The following is a 25,523-nucleotide window of genomic DNA, read 5'->3' as shown; positions in this document are numbered from 1 at the left end:
GTTCTTGCCGCTTGCAGCTTGACGCTTGATGCTGCGTTCAAGCCACTAGCCATTGCTTTGAGGAGCGCAGCAGTTGTTCGGTAAGCAGGTTCAGCAACTGGCCGCCATTGCGCCAATGATGCCAGTACAGCGGCACGTCGATCGGTTTATCTGGCAGCAATTCGCGCAGCACCCCGCGTTGCAACTGTTCGCGCACCTGCAGTTCCGGCACCAGCCCCCAACCCAGACCGGCCTCGGTCAGGCGGATGAAGCCTTCGGAGGACGGACATAAGTGATGTTCAAACGCGCCGTCGACGCCCAACAGCGCCAGATAGCGATGCTGGAGAAAATCGTCCGGGCCGAACACCAGCGCCGGGGTGCGCGGCAGCTGTTCGGCGCGCACGCCATCGGGAAAATGCCGGGCGATGAAGGCTGGACTGGCCAGCGCCCGATAACGCATGGCGCCGAGCAATACGCTGCGTGCGCCGGCCACCGGGCGCTCGCTGGCGCAGAGACACGCAGCCACTTCACCGGCACGCATGCGTTTGAGGCCGACGGTCTGGTCTTCGACGATCAGGTCGAGCAACAAATGCTGCTCGGCGCAGAAATCGCCGACGGCCGCGGCCCACCAAGTGGCGAGGCTGTCGGCGTTGAGGGCGATGCGCAGGCGATCGGGCAGGCCTTCTTCGTCGAGCGCCGGCACCACTGATTGCAGGTCGCGCTCGAGCAGACGCACCTGCTGCACATGGTTGAGCAAGCGTCGGCCGATCTCGGTCGGCGATGGCGGTGTTTCACGCACCAGCACTGGCTGGCCGACCCGCGCTTCAAGCAATTTGATGCGCTGGGAGATCGCCGACTGCGACAGGCCCAGCACCTGTGCGGCGCGATCGAATCCAGCCTGCTCGACCACAGCGGCGAGCGCGGAAAGCAATTTATAGTCGAACATCAGTTTTCCTAATGGGCGATCAGCACTATTGGTTTTTCTTATACAGCGTCACATCGGAGAATAGCCAGCAAGCACTCTCCTTCAAGGATTTCTCTCATGTGGCAAAGCTATGTAAACGGCCTGTTGGTGGCGTTCGGCCTGATCATGGCGATCGGCACGCAGAACGCTTTTGTCCTGGCGCAAAGCCTGCGCCGTGAACACCATTTGCCGGTGGCGGCATTGTGTGTGGTGTGTGACGCAATTCTGGTCGCGGCCGGGGTGTTCGGCCTGGCGACGATCCTCGCGCAGAACCCGACCCTGCTGGCGATCGCCCGTTGGGGCGGTGCGACGTTTCTGATCTGGTACGGCAGCCAGGCGCTGCGCCGGGCCTGCTCGAAACAGAGCCTTGAGCAAGGCGAAAACCAGACCGTGCGTTCGCTGCGCGCAGTGATGCTCAGCGCTCTGGCGGTGACCTTGCTCAACCCCCACGTTTATCTGGATACGGTACTGCTGATCGGCTCGCTGGGCGCGCAGCAATCGGTGCCGGGCGCTTATGTGGTCGGCGCGGCGAGTGCATCGTTGCTGTGGTTTTTCACCCTGGCCCTCGGCGCGGCGTGGCTGGCACCGTGGCTGGCCCGCCCGAGCACGTGGCGCATTCTCGATCTGGTGGTGGCGTTGATGATGTTCGCCGTGGCCGCGCAGTTGATCATCGCCGGATGAATAATTGCCAAAGGCTCTGGAACCTCTATCCCACACAGTTGTTGCGTGGTTAAGGCGCGACCCCGGTGCTATGATCCGAACCCTGCGCCGCAAAGAGTAAAAACTCGCCGGTGCATTTCCGGCCGCCCGTGATCGGCCTTGCGCTCACCGCAACAGACCTGATTAGGAGAATCATCATGGCTTTCGAATTGCCGCCGCTGCCTTACGCACACGATGCCCTGCAGCCGCACATCTCCAAGGAAACCCTGGAGTTCCACCACGACAAGCACCACAACACCTACGTCGTGAACCTGAACAACCTGGTGCCAGGCACCGAGTTTGAAGGCAAGACCCTGGAAGAAATCGTCAAGACTTCTTCGGGCGGCATCTTCAACAACGCCGCTCAGGTCTGGAACCACACCTTCTACTGGAACTGCCTGGCGCCAAACGCCGGCGGTCAACCAACCGGCGCACTGGCAGATGCCATCAACGCAGCGTTCGGTTCGTTCGACAAGTTCAAGGAAGAATTCAGCAAAACCTCGATCGGCACCTTCGGTTCCGGCTGGGGCTGGCTGGTGAAAAAGGCTGACGGTTCCCTGGCCCTGGCCAGCACCATCGGCGCCGGCAACCCGCTGACCAGCGGCGACACCCCGCTGCTGACCTGCGACGTCTGGGAGCACGCTTACTACATCGACTACCGCAACCTGCGTCCGAAGTACGTTGAAGCGTTCTGGAACCTGGTCAACTGGAAGTTCGTGGCCGAGCAGTTCGAAGGCAAGACCTTCACCGCTTAAGCTTCGCGCCAGACGAGAAACCCGGCTTCGGTCGGGTTTTTTTATGCCCGGCGCATGGCGTTTCTCGCACGATAAAAGCAGCTTCGCGCCGTTTGCCGCCAGCCCCCAGCCGACTACCATCACAGGCAAGAAAAAATCTTTGACCCAGTGCTCAAGTTGAAGGCAACTGCAACCGACACAGTTAATTCAGAGCTATTACTCAAATGACGACATTGCGGCCAGGATCACGGCGACTTTTCCCGTGCCCGATTGTCCCTTTGACTGCCAACCCGGGATTGCCAATACTCATGGCAACTTGACGCTACCCGCACGGAACAAGGAATAACCCTTTGAAGCTGGAACTCAAGAACAGCTTGTCGGTGAAGTTGCTCCGGGTCGTGCTCCTGTCGGCATTGATCGTAGGCGTAGTCTTGAGCTGCGCGCAGATTGTCTTCGATGCCTACAAGACCCGTCAGGCGGTTGCCGGCGACGCCGAGCGCATCCTCGACATGTTCCGCGATCCATCGACCCAGGCCGTGTACAGCCTGGATCGGGAAATGGGCATGCAGGTGATCGAAGGGCTGTTCCAGGACGACGCCGTGCGTCAGGCCTCGATCGGCCATCCCAACGAAGCCATGCTGGCGCAGAAATCCCGCGAGCTGCAGCATTCCAACAGCCGTTGGCTGACCGACCTGATTCTTGGCCAGGAACGCACCTTCACCACGCAATTGGTCGGCCGCGGTCCGTACAGCGAATACTACGGCGACCTGAGCATCACCCTCGACACCGCCACTTATGGCGAAGGGTTTATCGTCAGCTCGGTGATCATTTTCATTTCCGGGGTGTTGCGGGCACTGGCGTTGGGCCTGGTGCTGTATCTGGTCTATCACTGGCTGCTGACCAAACCGCTGTCGCGAATCATCGAGCACCTCACCGAGATCAACCCCGATCGTCCCAGCGAGCACAAGATTCCGCAGATCAAGGGCCACGAAAAGAACGAACTGGGCCTGTGGATCAACACCGCCAACCAGTTGCTCGAGTCCATCGAACGCAACACCCACCTGCGCCACGAAGCGGAAAACAGCCTGCTGCGCATGGCCCAGTACGACTTCCTCACCGGTCTGCCAAACCGCCAGCAATTGCAGCAGCAACTGGACAAGATTCTCGTCGATGCCGGCAAGCTGCAGCGCCGCGTCGCGGTGTTGTGCGTCGGCCTGGATGACTTCAAGGGCATCAACGAGCAATTCAGCTACCAGACCGGCGACCAATTGCTGCTGGCCCTGGCCGATCGTTTACGTGCCCACAGTGGTCGTCTTGGCGCGCTCGCTCGCCTCGGCGGCGATCAGTTCGCGCTGGTGCAGGCCGACATTGAACAGCCTTACGAAGCAGCAGAACTGGCGCAAAGCATTCTCGATGACCTCGAGGCGCCCTTCGCCCTCGACGATCATGAAATCCGCCTGCGCGCGACTATCGGCATCACCCTGTTTCCGGAGGACGGCGACAGCACCGAGAAGCTGTTGCAGAAAGCCGAACAGACCATGACCCTGGCCAAGACCCGCTCGCGCAATCGCTATCAGTTCTATATCGCCAGCGTCGACAGCGAGATGCGCCGTCGTCGCGAGCTGGAAAAAGACCTGCGCGATGCGCTGATCCGCGACCAGTTCTACCTCGTCTACCAACCGCAGATCAGCTATCGCGACCACCGCGTGGTCGGCGTCGAAGCGCTGATTCGCTGGCAACATCCGGAACACGGTCTGGTGCCTCCGGACCTGTTCATCCCGCTGGCCGAACAGAACGGCACGATCATCGCCATCGGCGAGTGGGTGCTCGATCAGGCCTGCAAGCAATTGCGCGAGTGGCACGATCAGGGTTTCGTCGATCTGCGCATGGCGGTCAATCTGTCCACCGTGCAACTGCACCACGCCGAGCTGCCGCGGGTGGTCAACAACCTGTTGCAGATGTACCGCTTGCCGCCGCGCAGTCTGGAACTGGAAGTCACCGAAACCGGCCTGATGGAAGACATCACCACCGCCGCCCAGCATCTGCTCAGCCTGCGCCGCTCCGGTGCGCTGATCGCGATCGACGACTTCGGCACCGGCTACTCGTCCCTCAGTTATCTGAAAAGCCTGCCGCTGGACAAGATCAAGATCGACAAGAGCTTCGTTCAGGACCTGCTCGATGACGACGATGACGCGACCATCGTTCGCGCGATCATTCAACTGGGCAAGAGCCTGGGCATGCAGGTGATTGCCGAAGGCGTGGAAACCGCCGAGCAGGAAAGCTACATCATTTCCGAGGGTTGCCACGAAGGTCAGGGCTACCACTACAGCAAACCGCTGCCAGCGCGGGAACTGGGTATTTACCTCAAGCAGGCGCAACGCAGCAACGCGGCGATTCTCTGAAAGCGAGAGATCGCGCCATCACACCTGCCTAAATAAGAAATATTTCCAAGCACGCCTTTACACATAATGCGAAAGATTTGCATTATGTCGCAGTTTTGCGCGCCACCGGCGCCAGTCCACTCAACTACCGAAGCAGGATGTTCGCCATGATTCGTATGCCTCTGGCTACCGCCAGTCTGCTGGCCATCGCTATTTCCCTCGCCGGTTGCGGCGAAGGCAAGGACAAAGAAAAAGCCTCCGAAATGACTCCGGCTTCCAGCAGCGCTGCTCCAGCCCCTGCCGCTGCACCTGCTCCTGCCGCCGGTAAAGTTGACGATGCCGCCGCCAAGGCTGTGGTCGCGCACTACGCCGACATGGTCTTCGCCGTTTACAGCGATGCCGAATCCACCGCGAAAACCCTGCAAACCGCCGTCGACGCGTTCCTCGCCAAGCCGAACGCCGACACCCTCAAAGCCGCCAAGGCTGCCTGGGTTGCCGCGCGCGTGCCGTATCTGCAGAGCGAAGTATTTCGCTTCGGCAACACCATCATCGACGACTGGGAAGGTCAGGTTAACGCCTGGCCACTGGACGAGGGCTTGATCGACTACGTAGACAAATCCTACGAGCACGCACTGGGTAACCCGGGCGCCAGCGCCAACATCATTGCCAACACCGAAGTGCAGGTCGGCGAAGACAAAGTCGACGTGAAAGAAATCACCCCGGAAAAACTCGCCAGCCTCAACGAGCTGGGCGGTTCCGAGGCGAACGTTGCCACCGGCTACCACGCGATCGAATTCCTGCTCTGGGGCCAGGATCTGAACGGCACCGGCCCTGGCGCTGGCAACCGTCCGGCCTCGGACTACCTGGAAGGCGCCGGCGCCACCGGTGGTCATAACGAGCGTCGTCGTGCCTACCTGAAAGCCGTGACCCAACTGCTGGTCAGCGACCTGGAAGAAATGGTCGGCAACTGGAAGCCGAACGTGGCCGACAACTACCGCGCCACCCTGGAAGCCGAGCCAGGCGAAACCGGCCTGCGCAAAATGCTCTTCGGCATGGGCAGCCTGTCGCTGGGTGAACTGGCGGGCGAACGCATGAAGGTTTCCCTGGAAGCCAACTCCCCCGAAGACGAGCAGGATTGCTTCAGCGACAACACCCACTACTCGCACTTCTACGACGCCAAAGGCGTGCGTAACGTTTACCTGGGCGAGTACACCCGTGTTGACGGCACCAAGCTGACCGGCGCCAGCCTGTCGTCGCTGGTGGCCAAGGCCGATCCGGCTGCCGACACCGCGCTGAAAGCCGATCTGGCCGCGACCGAAGCGAAGATCCAGGTCATGGTCGATCACGCCAACAAGGGTGAGCACTACGACCAGTTGATCGCTGCCGGCAACACCGCTGGCAACCAGGTGGTTCGCGACGCCATCGCCGCGCTGGTCAAGCAGACCGGCTCGATCGAAGCCGCTGCCGGCAAACTGGGCATCAGCGACCTGAACCCGGACAGCGCCGATCACGAATTCTGATCGCAGCGTCCGCTCAAAAAGAGGCGACCTTCGGGTCGCCTTTTTCATTATTGGCACACCACTATCCCTGTGGGAGCGAGCCTGCTCGCGAAGGCTTGATCCGGCGCAGCATTTTCAGCGCGTCTGGCGTCGCTTTCGCGAGCAGGCTCGCTCCCACAGTGTTGGTATGCGCTTCAAGGCTTGCGCGATATCAAGCAAACGATAATTCCTCTTATTCAAACTCCCCCGCCCTGTTAGACTTTGCGCCTTTGTTTTCGCCCGTTTGCAGGATGTCTGATGCTGTCGTTGCCGCTTCGCTTGTCCGCACTGTTGCTGGCCCTGGGCCTGAGTGCCTGCGATGACGCCCCGCGTTTCACCAAGGCCGAGCCGGGGGAAGCGCGTTCGGGCGGTGCGGCGACTGTGCGCAAGAGCGATCAGAACGCCTTCTCCCTGCCATCGGCCAACCTGCCGCCGTCGCGGCGCGTGGACTTCAGTGTCGGCAACAGTTTCTTTCGCAGCCCGTGGGTGATCGCGCCGTCGACCACCACGGCGCGCGACGGCCTCGGCCCGCTGTTCAATACCAACGCCTGCCAGAACTGCCACATCAAGGACGGTCGCGGGCATCCGCCGGCACCTGATGCAAGCAATGCAGTGTCGATGCTGGTGCGCCTGTCGATTCCCGACGCGCCGCCCTACGCCAAAGTCATCGAACAGCTCGGCGTGGTGCCGGAGCCGGTGTATGGCGGGCAATTCCAGGACATGGCCGTGCCCGGCGTCGCCCCGGAAGGCAAGGTCCGCGTCGACTACACGCCGGTGCCGGTACGCTTCAAGGACGGCACTGAAGTCGAGCTGCGCAAACCGACCCTGCAGATCACTCAACTCGGTTACGGCCCGATGCACCCGGACACGCGTTTTTCCGCGCGGGTGGCGCCGCCGATGATTGGTCTGGGCCTGCTCGAAGCCATCCCCGAGGAGGCGATCCTCGCCAACGCCGCCGCCCAGGCGAAAGAGAACAACGGCATCAACGGCCGGCCCAACCGTGTCTGGGATGACCAGTTTCAGAAAACCGTCGTCGGCCGGTTCGGCTGGAAAGCCGGGCAGCCGAATCTCAATCAACAGAATGTTCATGCGTTCTCGGGTGACATGGGCCTGACCACCAGCCTGCGGCCGTTCGACGATTGCACCGAGGCGCAGACTGCCTGCAAACAGGCGCCGAACGGTAATGGCCCGGACGGCGAGCCGGAAGTCAGCGACAACATCCTGCGGCTGGTGCTGTTCTACAGCCGCAATCTCGCAGTGCCGGCGCGCCGTGGCGTCAACGATCCACAGGTGCTGGCCGGCAAGAATCTGTTTTTCCAGGCCGGTTGCCAGTCGTGCCACACGCCGAAATACACCACCGCCGCCGATGCCGCCGAACCGGAATTGGCCAATCAGGTGATTCGTCCATACAGCGACTTGCTCCTGCATGACATGGGCGAAGGTCTGGCGGACAACCGCACCGAATTTCAGGCCTCCGGCCGCGACTGGCGCACGCCGCCGTTGTGGGGGATCGGCCTGACGCAAGCGGTCAGCGGTCACACCCAGTTTTTGCATGACGGTCGCGCACGCAACCTGCTCGAAGCGGTGCTCTGGCATGGCGGCGAAGCGACGGCGGCGCAGCAACAGGTTTTGTCTTTCAATGCCGAGCAGCGCGCTGCGTTGCTGGCGTTTCTGAACTCACTTTAAATACTGAAAAAACATCGGGAGCCCGACATGTTCCGTCCCAAGTTACTGTTCACCAGCCTTGCCGCGCTCGCCCTCGGCGCCTGCTCGCCGCAGGACCCGCAAGCGGTCACTTCGGCGGCGATCGCCAAATCGGTGATCCTGCCGACCTACACCCGTTGGGTCGAAGCCGACCGGCAACTGGCGGTCAGCGCCCTCGCCTATTGCCAGGGCAAGGAAAGCCTGGAAACCGCCCGTGCCGATTTCCTCCACGCGCAGAAAGCCTGGGCCGAGTTGCAACCGCTGCTGATCGGTCCGCTGGCCGAGGGCAATCGTTCGTGGCAAGTGCAGTTCTGGCCGGACAAGAAAAACCTCGTCGGCCGTCAGGTCGAGCAACTGGTCGTCGCCCAGCCGCAGATCGATGCCGCCGCACTGGCCAAATCCAGCGTCGTGGTGCAAGGCCTGTCGGCTTACGAATACATCCTCTTCGACGCCAAGCCTGACGTCGCCAACGATGCGCAGAAAGCCAAATACTGCCCGCTGCTGATCGCCATCGGCGAACGCCAGAAGCAACTGGCCGAAGAGATCCTGCAGGGCTGGAACAATACCGACGGCATGCTCGCGCAGATGAGCAAGTTCCCTAACCAGCGCTACGCCGACTCCCACGAAGCGATCGCCGATCTGCTGCGCGTACAAGTGACGGCACTGGATACCCTGAAGAAAAAACTCGGCACGCCGATGGGCCGCCAGAGCAAAGGCGTGCCGCAGCCATTCCAGGCGGATGCGTGGCGCAGCCAGTCGTCGCTGACCGCACTGGAAGCCAGCCTTGCCGCCGCCAAAACCGTCTGGGAAGGCGTCGACAACAAAGGCCTGCGCGGTCTGCTGCCGGCCGAGCAGAAGCCGTTGGCCGACAAGATCGATGCCGCTTACGCCGCTTCGCTGAAACTGTTCGACAGCACCCAGCGTTCGCTCGGCGAAATGCTTGAAGACGACGCCGGTCGCCAGCAACTCAACGACATCTACGACAGCCTCAACGTCGTCCATCGCCTGCACGAAGGCGAACTGGCCAAGGCGCTGGGCATCCAACTGGGCTTCAACGCCAACGACGGTGACTGATGAGGGCGAGTGCCATGCTGCGACGTCAGGTTCTGACTTTAGGTAGTGCACTGCTGGGAGCAGTGACGCTGGGCGGCTGGACGCTGTTCAAACGCAAGGATCAGAGCCCGCTGCTGCTGTCGGCGCGTGACGATACTGACGGCAAGCATTACGCCGTCGGCTATCGGCTCGACGGTACGCGGGTGTTCGCCACCCACGTCGGCCAGCGTTGTCACGACATCATCAATCATCCGACGCAGCCGCTGGCGCTGTTCGTTGCGCGACGTCCGGGAACCGAGAGTTACCTGATCGACCTGCGCGACGGCACGTTGCTGCAGACCGTGACCTCGCAGCCGAACCGGCACTTCTACGGCCACGCCGTGGTGCACAAGGACGGCGAATACCTGTACGCCACCGAGAACGATACGAGCGATCCCGGGCGTGGCCTGCTCGGCGTGTACAAATTCGAGGGCGAACGGCTGGTGCACACAGGCGAGATCTCTACCCACGGCCTCGGCCCGCATCAGGTGTCGTGGATGCCCGACGGCGAGACGCTGGTGGTGGCCAACGGCGGGATTCGCACCGAGGCGGAGAGCCGCGTCGATATGAACCTTAACGCCATGGAGCCAAGCCTGGTGCTGATGCAGCGCGACGGCACATTGCTGAGCAAGGAAACCCTCGCCCAGCAGATGAACAGCGTGCGCCACCTGGGCATCGCCAGTGACGGTACCATCGTCGCCGGCCAGCAATTCATGGGGCCGTCCCACGAGCGCTCGGAGCTGTTGGCGATTAAGCGACCCGGGCAAGCGTTCGTGGCGTTCCCGGTAGCGGAAGATCAGTTGCAGGCGATGGGGCACTACACCGCCAGCGTCGCGGTGCACAGCGACCTGCGTCTGGTCGCGTTGACAGCGCCGCGCGGCAATCGCTTCTTTATCTGGGATCTGGACAGCGGCGAACTGCGCCTCGATGCGCCGCTGCCGGATTGCGCCGGCGTCGGAGCGGTAAAGGATGGCTTTGTCGTGACCTCGGGTCAGGGCCGTTGCCGTTACTACGATTGCCGGCAGGAACAACTGCTGGCCAAGCCGCTGGAATTGCCGGCGGGGCTCTGGGACAACCATCTGCACTTGATGGCCTGATACCCGCTCATTTTTGAGATGGCCCCCCATCCTGTGGCGAGGGGATTTATCCCCGTTGGGTGGCGCAGCCGCCCTTAAAACTGCAATTGCGGTATGACTGAAGGATTCAGGGGGCCGCTTCGCAGCCCAACGGGGATAAATCCCCTCGCCACAGGGTTCATATCCGGCCTTCACGTAATAACTGCCAGTTGGAATCCCCACCTGACTCGGAGTAATGTGCCCGCCTGTCTCATGATTTATCCAAGGAACTGGACATATGCTGCGTCGCCGCATGCTGATCATGTTGGGTGTTGTTTTGCTGCTCGTCCTGGTACTGGGCGGATACAAAGCCTTTTCGATCTACACGATGATCCAGGGCTTTTCCAAGCCCAAGCCGCCGATCAGTGTCGCCGTGGCCGCTGCCGGCGAACAGCCGTGGCAGATGCGTCTGCCCACCGTCGGCACGCTCAAGGCACTGCAAGGTGTCGACTTGAGTCTGGAAGTCTCCGGCACCGTCACTGAACTCAAATTCGAATCCGGGCAGAAGGTCAAGGCCGGGCAACCGTTGCTGCAACTCGACAGCGCCGTTGAGACCGCTCTGCTGGAAACCGCCAAGGCTGATCTGGGCCTGGCGCAACTGGACTTCGGCCGTGGCGCGCAACTGGTCGACAGCCGCGCGATCTCCAAAGGCGAGTACGACCGCCTTTCCGCCGTGCTGCAAAAGAACAAGGCCACGGTCAATCAGCTCAACGCTTCGCTGGCGAAAAAACGCATCCTCGCGCCCTTCAGCGGCACCATCGGCATCCGTCAGGTCGACGTTGGCGACTTCCTCGCCAGCGGCACCAAAATCGCCACGTTGCAGGATTTGAGCAGCCTCTACGCTGACTTCTACGTGCCGGAACAAGCGGTGCCAAAACTCGCTATCGGCCAGCCCGTGCAGTTCACCGTCGCCGCTTATCCGGGGCAGAACTTTGCCGGCAAGATCAGCGCGATCAACCCGATCGTCGAAAGCACCACGCGCAATATCCTCGTCCGCGCCACCCTGGCCAACCCCGACGGCAAGCTGCTGCCGGGCATGTTCGCCAGCCTTGAAGTGCTGCTGCCCGATCCGCAGAAGCACATCGTCGTGCCGGAAAGCGCGATCACCTACACCCTGTACGGCAACTCGGTTTATGTGGTCGGGCAGAAGAAGGCCGAGGACGGCAGCGTCGCCAAGGATGAAAACGGCCAACCGCTGCTGATCGCCGAACGTCGTTTCGTCGAAACCGGTGAACGCCGCGATGGCCTGGTGATGATCAACAAGGGCGTGCAGAGCGGCGAACAAGTGGTGACGGCTGGCCAGATCAAACTGGACAACGGCGCCCACATTGCCATCAGCGACGACAAGACCCTCGGCGAGCAGAACAGTCCGCCTCGCGCCGACTGATCAAGGAATCCCCATGGCTTTTACCGATCCGTTCATCCGCCGCCCGGTGCTCGCCACCGTGGTCAGCCTGCTGATTGTGCTGCTGGGCTTTCAGGCCTGGAGCAAGCTGCCGCTGCGCCAGTACCCACAAATGGAAAACGCCCTGATCACGGTGACCACGGCTTATCCCGGGGCCAACGCCGAAACCATTCAGGGCTACATCACCCAGCCGATGCAACAGAGCCTGGCCAGCGCCGAGGGCATCGATTACATGACCTCGGTCAGCCGGCAGAACTTCTCGGTGATTTCGATCTACGCGCGCATCGGTGCCAACACCGACCGCTTGTTCACCGAACTGCTGGCCAAGGCCAACGAGGTGAAGAACAAGCTGCCGCAGGACGCCGAAGACCCGGTGCTGAGCAAGGAATCCGCCGACGCTTCGGCGCTGATGTACATCAGTTTCTTCAGCAAGGACCTGAGCAACCCGCAGATCACCGACTATCTGTCGCGGGTCATCCAGCCAAAACTGGCGACGCTGCCGGGCATGGCCGAAGCGGAAATTCTCGGCAATCAGGTGTTCGCCATGCGTCTGTGGCTCGACCCGGTGAAACTCGCCGGCTTCGGCCTCAGTGCCGCCGACGTGACCGCTGCGGTGCGCCAGTACAACTTCCTCTCCGCTGCCGGCGAGGTGAAAGGCGAGTACACCGTCACCAGCATCAACGCCAACACCGAACTGAAATCCGCCGAGGCCTTCGCGGCGATTCCGCTAAAGGTCGATGGCGACAGCCGTGTGTTGCTGCGTGATGTCGCGCGGGTGGAAATGGGCGCGGAAAACTACGATTCGATCAGCTCGTTCGGCGGCACGCCGTCGGTGTACATCGGCATCAAGGCCACCCCCGGCGCCAACCCGCTGGACGTGATCAAGGAAGTGCGCAAGCTGATGCCCGAGCTGGAAGCGCAGCTGCCGCCGAACCTGAAAAGCGAAATCGCCTACGACGCCACGCTGTTCATTCAGGCGTCGATCGATGAGGTGGTGAAAACCCTGTTCGAAGCGGTGCTGATCGTCATCGTCGTGGTGTTCCTGTTCCTCGGCGCGCTGCGTTCGGTAGTGATCCCGGTGGTGACCATTCCGCTGTCGATGATCGGCGTGATGTTCTTCATGCAGATGATGGGTTACTCGATGAACCTTCTGACGCTGCTGGCCATGGTGCTGGCCATCGGTCTGGTGGTGGACGATGCGATCGTCGTGGTGGAGAACATCCACCGTCATATCGAGGAAGGCAAGACGCCGTTCGATGCAGCCCTGGAAGGCGCGCGGGAAATTGCCATGCCGGTGGTGTCGATGACCATCACTCTGGCGGCGGTGTATGCGCCGATCGGTTTCCTCACCGGGTTGACCGGGGCGTTGTTCAAGGAGTTCGCCCTGACCCTGGCCGGCGCAGTGGTGATTTCCGGCGTCGTCGCCCTGACGCTGTCGCCGATGATGTGCGCGTTTCTGCTGCGCCACGAAGAGAATCCCAGCGGCCTGGCCCATCGCCTCGACCGCGTCTTTGAAGGCCTCAAGCGCCGTTATCAAAGCATGCTGCATGGCACGCTCAATACCCGGCCGGTGGTGCTGGTGTTTGCGGTGATCGTGCTGTGCCTGATTCCGGTGTTTCTCAAGTTCACCAAATCGGAACTGGCCCCGGACGAGGATCAAGGCATCATTTTCATGATGGCCAGCGCACCGCAGCCGACCAACCTCGACTACCTGAGCACCTACACCGACGAATTCATCACCATCTTCAAAGAGTTTCCCGAGTACTACTCATCGTTCCAGATCAACGGCTACAACGGCGTGCAGGCCGGTATCGGCGGTTTCCTGCTCAAACCTTGGAACGAGCGCAGCCGCACGCAGATGGAAATCCTTCCCGAGGTGCAGAGCAAACTGGAGAGCATTCCCGGCCTGCAGATCTTCGGTTTCAACCTGCCCTCCCTGCCAGGCACCGGTGAGGGTCTGCCCTTCGAATTCGTGGTCAACACGGCCAATGACTACGAGCTGCTGCTGCAAGTCGCCGAGCGCATCGAGAAACGCGCCATGGAGTCCGGCAAGTTCGCCTTCGTCGACCTCGATCTGGCATTCGACAAGCCGGAAGTAGTCGTGGATATCGACCGCGACAAGGCCGCGCAGATGGGCGTGTCGATGCTTGACCTCGGCAGCACGCTGGCGACCTTGCTCGGCGAGGCGGAGATCAACCGCTTCACCATCGACGGGCGCAGCTACAAGGTCATCGCCCAGGTTGAACGGGCCTACCGCGACAACCCGGACTGGCTGAACAATTACTACGTGAAAAACACCCAGGGCGAATTGCTGCCGCTGTCGACGCTGATCAAGGTCAGCGACCGCGCACGGCCGCGCCAGCTCAATCAGTTCCAGCAGCTCAACGCAGCGAAGATTTCCGGTTTCCCGCTGGTGAGCATGGGCGAAGCCATCGACACCGTGCTGCAGATTGCCCGCGAAGAAGCACCGGCCGGGTTTGCCTTCGACTACGGCGGTGCCTCGCGCCAGTACGTGCAGGAAGGCAGCGCATTGTGGGTCACGTTTGCCCTGGCGTTGGCGATCATCTTTCTGGTGCTGGCCGCACAGTTCGAAAGCTTCCGCGATCCGCTGGTGATTCTGGTGACCGTACCGCTGTCGATCTGCGGCGCGCTGATCCCGCTGTTCCTCGGCTGGTCGAGCATGAACATCTACACCCAGGTCGGGCTGGTGACGCTGATCGGCCTGATCAGCAAGCACGGCATCCTGATCGTCGAATTCGCCAACCAGTTGCGCAAGGACAAGGGCCTGAGCGCCCGTGAAGCGGTGGAGGAAGCAGCGGCGATTCGCTTGCGCCCGGTGCTGATGACAACGGCGGCAATGGTGTTCGGCATGGTGCCGCTGATTCTGGCCACCGGCGCGGGCGCCGTGAGCCGCTTTGATATCGGCATGGTGATTGCGACGGGGATGTCGATCGGCACGTTGTTTACGCTGTTCGTGCTGCCGTGTGTTTACACGTTCCTGGCGAAACCGGACCGCAAATAACACGCATCACGCTGTGGGAGCGAGCCTGCTCGCGAATGCGGTATTTTGATCGTTCCCACGCTCTGCGTGGGAATGCAGCTCGGGACGCTCCGCGTCCCATTGGAACGCGGAGCGTCCTTTGAGGCGTTCCCACGCAGAGCGTAGGAACGATCAAGCAAGATCAAAAGATCGCAGCCTTCGCCAGCTCCTACACAATCCGTATTCCAAAAAAAGGCCTCGCAACTGCGAGGCCTTTCATTTGGGCTTGAATCGTTTCAACTGGCTGGCCTCATTCCCTGAGACAGTCCGAACATGAACAACAGCAAATCATGATCGGGCTGGGTCGCCACGGAGGCTTTCGCCACCCGTGGAACCGAACAATGAGCGTCGTTCCCGGACGCTCCTATGACCTGCATGCGCGGCTGCTCCCAGGCAGCCACCGCCAGTGAAGCAACTGCCAAGGCCCCGATCAGGAACAAACCTCGTGCAATTTCGAGTTTCATCGCTATAAACCTTTGATAGCGCTGCCAAACGCCGTCTCATAAAAGTAGACGAGTTTTTTCCAGTCGGCATCGCGGAACGACGAATGGCGACGCAGTTGCTTCATGTCATGCTGCGCGGCGCGATAGGGTGTCAGACGCTGACGGCACTTCTCCAGATCGATCAACGCCACTTCAACCTGCGCCGCTTCACCTTCACCGGTGACGCGCACGAAAACGTGTTTGATGTAGATGCAGCTGTGCTGCCAGCGGCCCTTGTGCATGCGCGCCAGGTTCTCGGCGAGGTCCTTGAGGACTTTCTCGTAGACCACGTCGCCACATTGATCGCGACCACCGGCAGCGGCCAGCCAGTGTTCCAGTTCCTGGAAACCGTCGAGGGATTTGGTGACGAGCAGCGCGCGCCACTTGTGTTGCGGATCCGGTTGCGCGCCGCAAAAAACGATCTGCGGAACACGCACGCCGAGTTTGCTTACGCCGGTCAGCGCATCGAGTTCACGCAATACGGTCGGGCGACCGAAGGGGTGCAACCAACTGCGATAGATGTGCCCGGTCTGGCGCTTGGCGTACAAGAGCTGACCGTCACGGTCGACTATGCGCTGTACACCGCTTTCGCCACCACGGCGCACATTGGGCTCTTCAACCCATTCGCCGCGCTGGTTCCAGTAATAATCGAAACGATCCTGGGGAGCGACATCCGCTTCAACCGCTGCTTGCACTGCCATCCTCTACCTCTTGCGTAATACGTAAACTCGCCACATCGCATAGAGCGGTATGAAGTCCAGTTGTTCCTGAATGCGGAAACCCGCCTGTTCAAATTCTTTCTCGATCGTCGCCGCCGGAATCAGAAATCGATTCTGGTAATCATGACTTGGCCGATCCCGCTCGGCGCGCTTGCGCTTCCAGGCCTTGAAATTGCCGTCAACCCACAACGAAACAATCACGCTGTCACGGGTCACCCGCTCGAACTCGCGCAAGATCACCCGACGGTGCTCGGCCTCGCCGATGTGGTGCAACAGACGCATGCAAAAGATGCTGTCGACCGAGTTATCCGGCAGAGCGATATCGAATGCCGAGGTGTGCAGCGGTTGTACACGCTTGACCACATCGGCCGGTTGCCCTTGCAGCGCGGTCTTGATCATCGACTCGGAATTGTCCGCGCCGATGATCACCCGGTTGGGCTTCTCCGCGAGCATTGGCCAGAAACGCCCGGCACCGCAGGGCAGATCCAGCACCAGCCCGGGATCTCCCGCCAGCGCCAAGGCCTTGCGACCGACTTGCTCATCGCGCCAGTGCGACAGGCGGCGACCGAGGCTTTGCTGGTGCTTGCGCAGATATCGTTGTGCGTGTTGGTCGTCGTATTTTTCGGAAAAATCGAGCTTGATCGGGCCGGCCATCATCTGGACTCCTGTTCTGATGACGCCACCTTAAGCAGCGGCGTGTCAGCGTCAGGTCATCCAATTGTGAAAATTCTGTCAGGTAAATCTGCAAAGTATTACAACGTTATACAGGATTTAGACAGGTGGGCGGGAGTAGCCTCGAGCCACTATTTGCTGGCATTCACGCCAAGATCTACCTCGAATCGGCAGCCATTGGGCTCCATCGTGCTCAAACTGACCGTCCAGCCCTGGTTTTCGCAGATGCGCTGGACCAGCGACAGGCCCAGGCCGAGACCCTCGCCACGTTTCTCGCTACCGCGCACAAATGGTTCGAACATCGCCTCGCGTTTTTCCTCGGGAATACCTACCCCCGAGTCCTCGACGACAAAACCGTTGGCAGTGAGGGTAAGGCGAATAAAACCCTCTTCGGTGTAATGCAGTGCGTTACGCAGCAAGTTGCCCATCACCGCATTGAGCAAGGTCGCGTTGTAACGTCTGTCCGGTGGATCGCCCGGCTCGAACATCAGCTTCAGGCCCTTGCGCTCGATCGGCTCGCGCCACAGGCACAGCAGGCTCTCGGCGACTTGCGTGAGGTTCTGCTGCGGCGCGGCGCCAGCCTCTTCGTTTTGTGCGCGCGCCAGCATCAGGAAGGTCTGCACCAGTTCGCGCATCTCCTCGCTGGCCCGGGCAATGCGCTCGACCTGGGCGCGACCGCGCTGATCGAGACCGGGGTTTTCCAGCAGCAGTTCGCAGGAACTGGCGAGGACCATCAGCGGCGTGCGCAATTCATGGCTGACGTCGCTGGTGAACAAACGCTCGCGGTTCAGCGCCTGACGCAAGCGCCCCAGGGTGGCATCGAACGCCACCGCCAGTTCTCCGACTTCATCCGCCGCGTAGTCCGGCGCCAAGGGTGGCGCCAGCCCGAGCAACTGGTCGCGATGCCGGACCTGCCGCGCCAGGCGCACCACCGGCGCCATCACCTTGCGCGCGAGCACCCAGCCCAGGAACACCGCCAGCGCCAGACTGAGCACGAAGCCCACCAGCACCACGGCAAACAGCACGCGCTCGCGCTCTTCGAAATCGCTTTGGTCCTGCAGCAAGACATAACGCCGACCATCCACCACTTCGACCATGGCGTGATAGGACAGCTGCTCGCGAAATACCTCGTGGAAACCGGCATCGAGGTGACGCAGATCCTTGGGCAGGTCGAAATCACCCGGCCCGCCACTGAAGTAGAACAACTGATCCGGCTCGGGCCGATGGCTCCAGTCGGAGACGTTGTCCATCAGCAGCAAACGTTGCAGGTCGCCGCCCAGCCCTGCGGAAATCAGTTTCTCTTCCACCAGGTGCACCGTCGCAACGATGCCCATGGCGAAAGCGCCGGCGACCAGTGCGCTCATCAGCGCAAAGGCGATGATGATCCGCTGGGAAAGACTCTGCTTAAACTCCATCTCGCCCCTCGGCCAAGCGATAACCGACACCGTGCACGGTGTGCAGCAGTGGCTTGGCGAATGGCTTGTCGATCACCTGGCGCAATTGGTGAACATGGCTGCGCAGGCTGTCGCTGTCGGGGCAGTCATCGCCCCACAGCGCTTCCTCGAGAATCTCCCGACGCAGCACGTGCGGACTCTTCTGCATCAACACCGCGAGCAGCTTGAGACCGACCGGGTTGAGCTTGAGCAGCTTGCCTTCGCGGGTCACTTCCAGGGTGTCGAGGTCGTAACTCAGGTCACCGACCTGCAATGCCCGGCGACCCCCGCCCTGAGCACGGCGCATGACCGCTTCGACGCGGGCGGCCAGTTCGGACAGCGCAAATGGTTTGATCAGGTAATCGTCGGCACCGGACTTGAAGCCCTGCAGACGGTCGTCGAGTTGGTCGCGGGCGGTCAGCATGATCACCGGCGTATCGCGCCGGGCGTCTTCACGCAGGCGCTTGCACAAGGTGTAGCCGTCGATGCCGGGCAGCATGATGTCGAGCACGATCAGGTCGTAATGCTCGGTCGCCGCCAGATGCAGACCGGACAAGCCGTCTTGTGCGCAATCGACGGTATAGCCTTTCATGCCCAGGTAATCGGCCAGATTGGCCAGGATGTCACGGTTGTCTTCGACCAGCAGAATTCGCATGGACATCTCCTCCGAACGGGGTAACGGCCGTCTTGGCCCGCGCAGCTTACGGCCAAGTGTGGCTCAGGGCTAGGGGCGTTTTTCGATAAACCTGCGCTGCGCGCGCTGCGACGTTTTTTTCACTTTCGGTTAACAAATCGCCGACGCCAGCGCGCGCAGACTCCGCGCGATTACGCTCTCTCCTCCGTTCATCGACCAAGGAACCTGCCATGGTGTCGACCTCTGCCCTTCCCGCTTCAAGACCGCTGAACTGGTGGTTGTGTCTGGGCATTCCCGCAGCGGCGGCGATCATTCTGCTGTTGCTCGAACTGACCGATCTGGACATGGCTCTGGCGCAGATGTTCTACGACCCGGTCGCGGGGGATTTCATCGGACGGCACAGCTATGTGCTTGAAGACATCCTGCATGACCGGGCAAAACAGCTGGTGATCGGCTTCTCGGTGTTTGCCATTCTGGGTTTCATCGGCGCGTTTTTCATCGCGAAGCTGAAACCGTTCAAGCGCGAATTGGGCTGTCTGGTGCTGTCGCTGGGGCTGGCGACTTCATTTGTCACTCCGGTCAAAGCCGTCACCGCTGTGCAGTGCCCATGGAGCCTGGAGCAATTCGGCGGCCACGAGACCTACAGCAAACTCATGGAGCATCGCCCCGCCACGGACAAACCGGGACGTTGCTGGCCCGGCGGCCACGCGGCGACCGGGTTCACCCTGTTTGCACTGTTCTTCGTGCTGCGCGACCGCCGCCCGCGACTGGCGCGGCAGGCGTTTGTGTTCGCCTTTGCACTGGGCTCGGTGTTCTCGATCAGTCGCATGATGCAGGGTGCGCACTTCTTTTCGCACAACGTGTGGACGGCGATTTTCTGCTGGCTGATTTGCCTGGGGGCTTATTACTGGGTGCTGTATCGCCCAGCGATGAGGGCGGATGCCAGCATCCTGGCACCACCAATCAACGCCTGAAATACAGATCCAATTGTGGGAGCGAGCTTGCTCGCGAATGCGGTATGTCATCCAACATTTATGTTGGCTGATCCGACGCTTTCGCGAGCAAGCTCGCTCCCACATTGGTTCGGGTGGATGCTGAACTTGGGCAATAAAAAACCCCGCTGACTTTCGCCAGCGGGGTTTAGCGTTACAGGGCCAGGGCTGGCTTACATCATGCCGCCCATGCCACCCATGCCGCCCATGTCTGGCATACCGCCGCCAGCTGCACCTTCTTTCTTCGGTGCGTCGGCAACCGCTGCTTCGGTGGTCAGGATCAGACCGCCGATGGAGGCTGCAGCTTGCAGAGCCGAACGGGTTACCTTGGTTGGGTCCAGGATACCCATTTCGATCATGTCGCCGTATTCGCCGGAAGCAGCGTTGTAACCGAAGTTACCTTTGCCGTTCTTCACTTCGTTGACGACTACGCTTGGCTCGTCACCGGAGTTGGCAGCGATCTGACGCAGCGGCGCTTCAACAGCGCGACGCAGCACAGCGATACCGACGTTCTGGTCAGCGTTGTCGCCGGTCAGCTCGGTCAGTGCTTCCAGAGCACGGATCAGCGCCACGCCGCCGCCAGGTACCACGCCTTCTTCAACGGCTGCGCGGGTTGCGTGCAGGGCGTCTTCAACGCGGGCTTTCTTCTCTTTCATTTCAACTTCGGAACCAGCGCCAACCTTGATCACTGCAACGCCGCCGGACAGCTTGGCCAGACGCTCTTGCAGTTTTTCACGGTCGTAGTCCGAGGAAGTTTCGGCAACCTGGGCGCGGATCTGAGCGATACGGCCTTCGATGTCTGCCTGCACGCCAGCACCGTCAACGATGATGGTGTTTTCCTTGGACAGGGTGACGCGCTTGGCGTTACCCAGGTGCTCCAGGGTGGTGCTTTCCAGGCTCAGACCGATCTCTTCGGAGATAACGGTACCGCCGGTCAGAACAGCGATGTCCTGCAGCATGGCCTTGCGACGGTCGCCGAAGCCCGGTGCCTTGACGGCAGCGACTTTGACGATGCCACGCATGTTGTTCACAACCAGAGTCGCCAGGGCTTCGCCTTCAACGTCTTCGGCCACGATCAGCAGCGGACGGCCGGCTTTGGCAACGGCTTCCAGCACTGGCAGCATTTCGCGGATGTTCGAGATCTTCTTGTCGACCAGCAGGATCAGCGGGCCGTCGAGCTCGGCAACCATGGTGTCCGGCTTGTTGACGAAGTATGGCGACAGGTAGCCACGGTCGAACTGCATGCCTTCTACAACCGACAGTTCGTTTTCCAGGCCCGAGCCTTCTTCAACGGTGATCACGCCTTCTTTACCGACTTTTTCCATGGCTTCGGCAATGATGTCGCCGATGGAGTTGTCGGAGTTGGCCGAGATGGTGCCGACCTGAGCGATGGCTTTGAAGTCAGCGCATGGCTTGGACAGGGCTTTGAGCTCTTTGACAATGGCGATGGTCGCCTTGTCGATACCGCGTTTCAGGTCCATCGGGTTCATGCCGGCAGCGACGGCTTTCAGGCCTTCGTTGACGATCGACTGAGCCAGAACGGTAGCGGTGGTAGTACCGTCACCAGCGTCATCGTTGGCACGGGAGGCAACGTCTTTGACCAGCTGCGCGCCCATGTTTTCGAAGCGGTCATCCAGTTCGATTTCTTTGGCGACGGAAACGCCGTCCTTGGTGATGGTCGGAGCGCCGAAGCTCTTCTCGATAACCACGTTACGGCCTTTCGGGCCCAGGGTCGCTTTTACCGCGTCAGCCAGAACGTTGACGCCTTTGAGCATCTTGGTACGGGCGGCATCGCCGAACTTAACTTCTTTAGCAGCCATGATCGATATTCCTTAAATACTTTGTAGTAGCGGGAAAATGAACGGGGATATCAGCCTTCGATAACCGCGAGGATTTCGTTCTCGCTCATTACCAGCAGGTCTTCGCCATCGACTTTCACAGTGTTGCTGCCGGAGTAAGGACCGAACACAACCTTGTCGCCTTCCTTCACGGACAGTGCACGCACTTCACCGTTTTCCAGAGCTTTGCCCGGGCCTACAGCGAGAATCACACCGTGGTTGGCTTTTTCAGCAGCCGAACCTGGCAGGACGATACCGCCAGCGGTTTTCTTTTCTTCTTCGCTGCGACGGATGACGACGCGGTCATGCAGAGGACGAAGCTTCATTGTCGATCTCTCCTAATTGTGGTTTTCATCGGCCGGTGTAGTCCCGGCGGGTTTAACGAATCCGGCCTGCGCCGGTTGCGGTCCGTCGAGCGAACCGCGCAAGTCTGTCCGGTTTGAATACCGGAAACCTTTCGGTGACCGATACATAGGGGCGTACAAGCCGATTACAAGGGCTGGCGGAAAAAAATTTTCATCCAGACACGGTAAATAACAGCCATAAACGAGCACGGCACCCGCAGGTGCCGTGTCGATGCTGATATCACTTGTTGTCGCGGTGTTCGAACTCGCCTTCGATCACATTCGGCTCTCGACCGAGCGGCTCGCGCGGGGCCGGGCCGCCACGGGGTTGCAGGTCGTCGGCGAAGGCACGCTGGCGCATCGCCTGGTCTTCAGCACGCTGGCGCATCTTGTTCGCCAGCAGACGACGGGTGACCGGCAACAGCATCACCAGACCGAGCACGTCACTGATGAAGCCGGGAATGATCAACAGGCCACCGGCCAGTGCCAGCATCAGGCCTTCGAGCATGGTCTGCGCGGGCAATTCGCCGCGATTCAGGCTTTCCCGGGCACGCAATGCGGTGGCCAGACCGGCGACGCGCAGCACGAACACACCGAACATCGAGCCGAGAATGATCAGCAGCAGGGCCGGGAAGAACCCGATTGAGCCTGCCACTTTGACGAATACGAACAGCTCCAGCACTGGAAACAGCAGAAAGAGCAACAGAAAAGGGCGCATCAAAGTTTCCTCAACGCAAGAAATGCCTTGCAGTAAGCCTTAGATGACGTCGCCCTTGCGTGAATTCAAGCTTAACTTTGCGCTTTTTTCGGCCAGGACTGGGCGTGAGCCAGAGAAACCAAGGCCTCGCGCACTTGTGTCGGCGTATTACATGGCGCCGCGAAGGGCAACCAGTAGACGGCCTGACCAATGCGCAGGTGCATGCCTTCGCTGTCGATCCCGGCCAGTTGCGCCGGCGTGCTGTTGGGCAGCCCGGCGAGCTCGACGTAATGGGCGATGGCCTTGGCGTGATCGCTGTTCATGTGCTCGACCATGCTGATTTCCGCCTTGCCGGCGAACGGGTTGGCCAAGGTCAGATCGTCGATCCAGTGGATCGCACCAAAGCCGCCGATGTAGCGATGGCGCACCGGATCGAGCACCCAGAAATCGAAATCGTGGGCCTGGTGATAATTCTGCGAGTCGGGGAAATAGCGGTAATAGCGTTCGGCGGCAGCCTCGATGGCTGCCGGGTCTTCGAGCTTCTGCGCTTGGGCCAGATAGGTCAGCCGCCCGACCGCCTGCACATCGTCGGCCTCGCGCTCGCCCACCAGCATCGAGCACTTCGGATCTTTCTGCAGGTTATGCGTGTGCTGGGCGATGCGGCTGATCAGGATCAGCGGCCGGCCCTGCTCATCCAGGCAATACGGCACGACGGAGCCAAAGGGAAAACCCGGCATCGATTTGGAGTGGGTCGACAGCACTCCACGGTATTCCTTGAGAAGCAATTCTCGGGCATTCTTCGCCACTTCAGCGCTCAATTTGTGACTCCTTAAATGGGTTCCGTCTAGAAAACGGACAGGCGCGCAGCGAAAAGTAACCGGCGCGCATCGGGCAAATGTTCGTGTGCAACCAGGCCTGACCGGTGCCGATCGAGCGTTGCCGACAACAAAAACAACTCAGACCTGCCAGCGGGACATGCGAATGCAACTCAACGACAAAGTAATCATTATCACCGGCGGTTGCCAGGGTTTGGGCCGTTCCATGGCCGAGTATTTCGCCGGCAAGGGCGCGAAGCTGGCCTTGGTCGATCTGAATCAGGAAAAACTCGACGACGCCGTGGCCGCCTGCAAAGCCAAAGGTGTCGAAGCGCGCAGCTACCTGTGCAACGTCGCCAATGAAGAACAGGTCGAGCACATGGTCGCGCAAGTGGCCGAAGACTTCGGCGCCATCCACGGCCTGATCAACAACGCCGGGATCCTGCGCGATGGTCTGCTGCTGAAGGTCAAGGACGGTGAGATGACCAAGATGAGCCTGGCCCAGTGGCAGGCGGTGATCGACGTCAACCTGACCGGCGTGTTCCTCTGCACCCGTGAAGTCGCGGCGAAGATGGTCGAGCTGAAGAACAGCGGTGCGATCATCAACATTTCGTCGATCTCCCGTGCGGGCAACGTCGGCCAGACCAACTATTCCGCAGCCAAGGCCGGCGTCGCAGCGGCGACCGTGACCTGGGCGAAGGAGCTGGCGCGTTACGGCATTCGTGTCGCGGGCATCGCACCGGGCTTCATCGAAACCGAGATGACCCTGGGCATGAAGCCGGAAGCGCTGGAAAAGATGACGTCGGGCATTCCGCTCAAGCGCATGGGCAAGCCTGAGGAGATCGCTCATTCGGCGGCGTATATCTTCGAAAACGACTACTACACCGGGCGGATTCTGGAGATGGATGGCGGGTTGCGGATCTGACTGCCAACACAAAACAACTGTGGGAGCGAGCCTGCTCGCGAAAGCGGTGGGTCAGCCAACATCTTCGTTGACTGACACTCCCTCTTCGCGAGCAGGCTCGCTCCCACATTTCATCCAGCGTTTATTCAATCGTCACTGATGGTGATATTCGGCATCGCCGGCGTGGCCGCTTCCTGCAAGACGATCCGCGCGCCGACGTGGCGGGCCAGCTCCTGATAGACCATGGCGATCTGGCTGTCCGGCTCGGCGATTACGGTTGGCTTGCCGCCATCGGCCTGTTCGCGGATCAGCATCGACAGCGGCAGCGAAGCCAGCAACTCTACGCCGTACTGGGTGGCCAGTTTCTCGCCACCGCCTTCACCGAACAGATGCTCGGCATGCCCGCAGTTCGAGCAGATGTGCACGGCCATGTTTTCCACCACGCCCAGCACCGGAATGTTGACCTTGCGGAACATTTCCACGCCTTTGCGTGCGTCGAGCAGCGCCAGATCCTGCGGCGTAGTGACGATCACCGCACCCGCCACCGGGACTTTCTGCGCCAGGGTCAGTTGAATGTCGCCGGTGCCTGGTGGCATGTCGATGACCAGATAATCCAGATCGCCCCACGCGGTTTGCGTGACCAGTTGCAGCAGCGCCCCGGAAACCATCGGCCCGCGCCAGACCATCGGCGTGTTGTCGTCGGTCAGGAACGCCATCGACATGACTTCCACGCCGTGGGCCTTGAGCGGCACGAACCACTTCTGATCCTTGACCTCGGGCCGGGTGCGCTCGGGGATGCCGAACATGATGCCCTGGCTCGGGCCGTAGATATCGGCGTCGAGGATGCCGACCTTGGCACCTTCGCGGGCCAGCGCCAGCGCGAGGTTGGCAGCCGTAGTGGATTTGCCCACGCCGCCCTTGCCGGAAGCGACGGCGACGACGTTCTTGACGTTGGCCAGCCCGGGAATCTGCGCCTGGGCCTTGTGCGCGGCGATCACGCTGGTGACCTCGACGCGGGCGATGACCACGCCGTCGAGGTTTTCGATGGCCAGTTGCAGCAATTGCGCCCAACCGCTCTTGAACAGACCGGCGGCGTAGCCGATTTCCAGCTGCACATTGACGCGGTCACCGATGATCTCGATGTTCTTCACGCAACCGGCGCTGACCGGGTCCTGGTTCAGGTAGGGGTCGGTGTATTGGCTGAGGACGGCTTCCACCGCTGCGCGAGTGACGGCGCTCATGGGCAACTCCGATAACAAGACTGGAAAGAATGGCGGCTATCGTACGCTGGACACCGATTTGAGGCGAACAGATTACTTGCGCTGAAAAGCCACTGTGGTGA

Annotated in this window: 21 protein-coding genes and 1 pseudogene; 11 read left to right on the top strand and 11 right to left on the bottom strand. The window is 60.8% G+C overall.

The window, feature by feature from the left end; all coding sequences use genetic code 11:
- Positions 1-37 precede the first annotated feature (37 nt).
- Positions 38-925 (bottom strand): LysR family transcriptional regulator ArgP, encoded by an 888-nt coding sequence (locus AAEZ10_RS08405; protein ID WP_101162211.1) that lies wholly within the window; start codon positions 923-925, stop codon positions 38-40.
- A gap of 96 nt (positions 926-1,021) precedes the next feature.
- Between AAEZ10_RS08405 and AAEZ10_RS08400 the strand changes: the two genes are divergently transcribed.
- The 9 genes from AAEZ10_RS08400 (at position 1,022) to AAEZ10_RS08360 (ending at position 14,633) form a co-directional block, all read left to right on the top strand.
- Entirely contained in the window at positions 1,022-1,624 is a 603-nt protein-coding gene (locus AAEZ10_RS08400) for a LysE/ArgO family amino acid transporter (protein ID WP_016773432.1), read from the top strand.
- Between the two features lie 176 nt (positions 1,625-1,800).
- Positions 1,801-2,397: a superoxide dismutase gene (locus AAEZ10_RS08395; RefSeq protein ID WP_016773431.1), complete on the top strand. Its 597-nt coding sequence runs from the start codon at positions 1,801-1,803 to the stop codon at positions 2,395-2,397.
- Positions 2,398-2,726: 329 nt separating this feature from the next.
- Positions 2,727-4,778 carry a putative bifunctional diguanylate cyclase/phosphodiesterase gene (locus tag AAEZ10_RS08390; protein WP_110646249.1) on the top strand — a complete coding sequence of 684 codons (2,052 nt, stop codon included), beginning with the start codon at positions 2,727-2,729 and terminating at the stop codon, positions 4,776-4,778.
- 146 nt (positions 4,779-4,924) lie between these two features.
- Positions 4,925-6,277 carry an imelysin family protein gene (locus tag AAEZ10_RS08385; RefSeq protein ID WP_122746738.1) on the top strand — a complete coding sequence of 451 codons (1,353 nt, stop codon included), beginning with the start codon at positions 4,925-4,927 and terminating at the stop codon, positions 6,275-6,277.
- 279 nt (positions 6,278-6,556) lie between these two features.
- The gene (locus AAEZ10_RS08380; protein WP_502947681.1) at positions 6,557-7,981 is read left to right on the top strand and encodes a di-heme oxidoreductase family protein; all 1,425 of its coding nucleotides are present in this window, start codon (positions 6,557-6,559) and stop codon (positions 7,979-7,981) included.
- Between the two features lie 27 nt (positions 7,982-8,008).
- Positions 8,009-9,073: an imelysin family protein gene (locus tag AAEZ10_RS08375; RefSeq protein ID WP_024014143.1), complete on the top strand. Its 1,065-nt coding sequence runs from the start codon at positions 8,009-8,011 to the stop codon at positions 9,071-9,073.
- Between the two features lie 14 nt (positions 9,074-9,087).
- Positions 9,088-10,188 (top strand): DUF1513 domain-containing protein, encoded by a 1,101-nt coding sequence (locus AAEZ10_RS08370; RefSeq protein ID WP_071173419.1) that lies wholly within the window; start codon positions 9,088-9,090, stop codon positions 10,186-10,188.
- 256 nt (positions 10,189-10,444) lie between these two features.
- Positions 10,445-11,593, top strand: a complete 1,149-nt coding sequence (locus AAEZ10_RS08365; RefSeq protein ID WP_350568751.1) for an efflux RND transporter periplasmic adaptor subunit — start codon at positions 10,445-10,447, stop codon at positions 11,591-11,593.
- 13 nt (positions 11,594-11,606) lie between these two features.
- On the top strand, positions 11,607-14,633 hold the full coding sequence (locus tag AAEZ10_RS08360) for a multidrug efflux RND transporter permease subunit (RefSeq protein WP_125925635.1): 3,027 nt from the start codon (positions 11,607-11,609) through the stop codon (positions 14,631-14,633).
- A gap of 254 nt (positions 14,634-14,887) precedes the next feature.
- Here AAEZ10_RS08360 and AAEZ10_RS08355 read toward each other — a convergent pair whose 3' ends face one another.
- The 5 genes from AAEZ10_RS08355 to colR all read right to left on the bottom strand — a co-directional run bounded on the left by AAEZ10_RS08355 (position 14,888) and on the right by colR (position 18,612).
- A complete protein-coding gene (locus AAEZ10_RS08355; RefSeq protein WP_041479852.1) occupies positions 14,888-15,115 on the bottom strand; it encodes a hypothetical protein in 228 nt (75 codons plus the stop codon).
- A gap of 2 nt (positions 15,116-15,117) precedes the next feature.
- The gene (locus AAEZ10_RS08350) at positions 15,118-15,834 is read right to left on the bottom strand and encodes a lipopolysaccharide kinase InaA family protein (protein WP_024014147.1); all 717 of its coding nucleotides are present in this window, start codon (positions 15,832-15,834) and stop codon (positions 15,118-15,120) included.
- Between the two features lie 3 nt (positions 15,835-15,837).
- Positions 15,838-16,506, bottom strand: coding sequence for a class I SAM-dependent methyltransferase (locus tag AAEZ10_RS08345; RefSeq protein ID WP_038861247.1), 669 nt, complete (start codon positions 16,504-16,506; stop codon positions 15,838-15,840).
- 149 nt (positions 16,507-16,655) lie between these two features.
- The gene (locus tag AAEZ10_RS08340) at positions 16,656-17,939 is read right to left on the bottom strand and encodes a sensor histidine kinase (RefSeq protein ID WP_073473133.1); all 1,284 of its coding nucleotides are present in this window, start codon (positions 17,937-17,939) and stop codon (positions 16,656-16,658) included.
- Positions 17,929-18,612 carry a two-component system response regulator ColR gene (colR, locus tag AAEZ10_RS08335; RefSeq protein WP_016773421.1) on the bottom strand — a complete coding sequence of 228 codons (684 nt, stop codon included), beginning with the start codon at positions 18,610-18,612 and terminating at the stop codon, positions 17,929-17,931. Before colR ends, AAEZ10_RS08340 begins: the two co-directional genes overlap by 11 nt.
- 209 nt (positions 18,613-18,821) lie before the next feature.
- On the opposite strand from colR, the gene AAEZ10_RS08330 reads away from it, so the two are divergent.
- Positions 18,822-19,565: a phosphatase PAP2 family protein gene (locus AAEZ10_RS08330; RefSeq protein WP_350568747.1), complete on the top strand. Its 744-nt coding sequence runs from the start codon at positions 18,822-18,824 to the stop codon at positions 19,563-19,565.
- Between the two features lie 191 nt (positions 19,566-19,756).
- On the opposite strand, the gene groL is transcribed toward AAEZ10_RS08330, so the two are convergent.
- The 4 genes from groL to AAEZ10_RS08310 form a co-directional block, all read right to left on the bottom strand.
- Positions 19,757-21,403, bottom strand: coding sequence for a chaperonin GroEL (groL, locus tag AAEZ10_RS08325; protein WP_016773419.1), 1,647 nt, complete (start codon positions 21,401-21,403; stop codon positions 19,757-19,759).
- Positions 21,404-21,453: 50 nt separating this feature from the next.
- Positions 21,454-21,747, bottom strand: a complete 294-nt coding sequence (locus tag AAEZ10_RS08320) for a co-chaperone GroES (RefSeq protein WP_007916610.1) — start codon at positions 21,745-21,747, stop codon at positions 21,454-21,456.
- Between the two features lie 259 nt (positions 21,748-22,006).
- Positions 22,007-22,483: an FxsA family protein gene (locus tag AAEZ10_RS08315; RefSeq protein WP_122706500.1), complete on the bottom strand. Its 477-nt coding sequence runs from the start codon at positions 22,481-22,483 to the stop codon at positions 22,007-22,009.
- 71 nt (positions 22,484-22,554) lie between these two features.
- Positions 22,555-23,280 carry a HugZ family pyridoxamine 5'-phosphate oxidase gene (locus AAEZ10_RS08310; RefSeq protein WP_073473138.1) on the bottom strand — a complete coding sequence of 242 codons (726 nt, stop codon included), beginning with the start codon at positions 23,278-23,280 and terminating at the stop codon, positions 22,555-22,557.
- A gap of 163 nt (positions 23,281-23,443) precedes the next feature.
- On the opposite strand from AAEZ10_RS08310, the gene AAEZ10_RS08305 reads away from it, so the two are divergent.
- The gene (locus AAEZ10_RS08305; protein WP_016773416.1) at positions 23,444-24,202 is read left to right on the top strand and encodes an SDR family oxidoreductase; all 759 of its coding nucleotides are present in this window, start codon (positions 23,444-23,446) and stop codon (positions 24,200-24,202) included.
- 170 nt (positions 24,203-24,372) lie between these two features.
- Here AAEZ10_RS08305 and apbC read toward each other — a convergent pair.
- A pseudogene (gene apbC, locus AAEZ10_RS08300) lies at positions 24,373-25,422 on the bottom strand (iron-sulfur cluster carrier protein ApbC); the annotation flags it as partial.
- Positions 25,423-25,523 lie beyond the last annotated feature (101 nt).

Source organism: Pseudomonas sp. H26/SER47-MNA-CIBAN-0231, from assembly GCF_040310465.1.
Lineage (GTDB): Bacteria > Pseudomonadota > Gammaproteobacteria > Pseudomonadales > Pseudomonadaceae > Aquipseudomonas > Aquipseudomonas atacamensis.
This window is presented reverse-complemented; position numbering and strand designations above follow the sequence as displayed.

What these genes read in the sequence shown, in the direction of transcription:
- AAEZ10_RS08355 (WP_041479852.1), bottom strand. Translation starts at nt 15,115, where the DNA reads ATGAAACTCGAAATTGCACGAGGTTTGTTCCTGATCGGGGCCTTGGCA.
- AAEZ10_RS08360 (WP_125925635.1), top strand. Translation starts at nt 11,607, where the DNA reads ATGGCTTTTACCGATCCGTTCATCCGCCGCCCGGTGCTCGCCACCGTG.
- AAEZ10_RS08350 (WP_024014147.1), bottom strand. Translation starts at nt 15,834, where the DNA reads ATGGCAGTGCAAGCAGCGGTTGAAGCGGATGTCGCTCCCCAGGATCGT.
- AAEZ10_RS08305 (WP_016773416.1), top strand. Translation starts at nt 23,444, where the DNA reads ATGCAACTCAACGACAAAGTAATCATTATCACCGGCGGTTGCCAGGGT.
- AAEZ10_RS08315 (WP_122706500.1), bottom strand. Translation starts at nt 22,483, where the DNA reads ATGCGCCCTTTTCTGTTGCTCTTTCTGCTGTTTCCAGTGCTGGAGCTG.
- colR (WP_016773421.1), bottom strand. Translation starts at nt 18,612, where the DNA reads ATGCGAATTCTGCTGGTCGAAGACAACCGTGACATCCTGGCCAATCTG.
- groL (WP_016773419.1), bottom strand. Translation starts at nt 21,403, where the DNA reads ATGGCTGCTAAAGAAGTTAAGTTCGGCGATGCCGCCCGTACCAAGATG.
- AAEZ10_RS08395 (WP_016773431.1), top strand. Translation starts at nt 1,801, where the DNA reads ATGGCTTTCGAATTGCCGCCGCTGCCTTACGCACACGATGCCCTGCAG.
- AAEZ10_RS08400 (WP_016773432.1), top strand. Translation starts at nt 1,022, where the DNA reads ATGTGGCAAAGCTATGTAAACGGCCTGTTGGTGGCGTTCGGCCTGATC.
- AAEZ10_RS08405 (WP_101162211.1), bottom strand. Translation starts at nt 925, where the DNA reads ATGTTCGACTATAAATTGCTTTCCGCGCTCGCCGCTGTGGTCGAGCAG.
- AAEZ10_RS08375 (WP_024014143.1), top strand. Translation starts at nt 8,009, where the DNA reads ATGTTCCGTCCCAAGTTACTGTTCACCAGCCTTGCCGCGCTCGCCCTC.
- AAEZ10_RS08370 (WP_071173419.1), top strand. Translation starts at nt 9,088, where the DNA reads ATGCTGCGACGTCAGGTTCTGACTTTAGGTAGTGCACTGCTGGGAGCA.
- AAEZ10_RS08365 (WP_350568751.1), top strand. Translation starts at nt 10,445, where the DNA reads ATGCTGCGTCGCCGCATGCTGATCATGTTGGGTGTTGTTTTGCTGCTC.
- AAEZ10_RS08330 (WP_350568747.1), top strand. Translation starts at nt 18,822, where the DNA reads ATGGTGTCGACCTCTGCCCTTCCCGCTTCAAGACCGCTGAACTGGTGG.
- AAEZ10_RS08320 (WP_007916610.1), bottom strand. Translation starts at nt 21,747, where the DNA reads ATGAAGCTTCGTCCTCTGCATGACCGCGTCGTCATCCGTCGCAGCGAA.
- AAEZ10_RS08340 (WP_073473133.1), bottom strand. Translation starts at nt 17,939, where the DNA reads ATGGAGTTTAAGCAGAGTCTTTCCCAGCGGATCATCATCGCCTTTGCG.
- AAEZ10_RS08385 (WP_122746738.1), top strand. Translation starts at nt 4,925, where the DNA reads ATGATTCGTATGCCTCTGGCTACCGCCAGTCTGCTGGCCATCGCTATT.
- AAEZ10_RS08345 (WP_038861247.1), bottom strand. Translation starts at nt 16,506, where the DNA reads ATGGCCGGCCCGATCAAGCTCGATTTTTCCGAAAAATACGACGACCAA.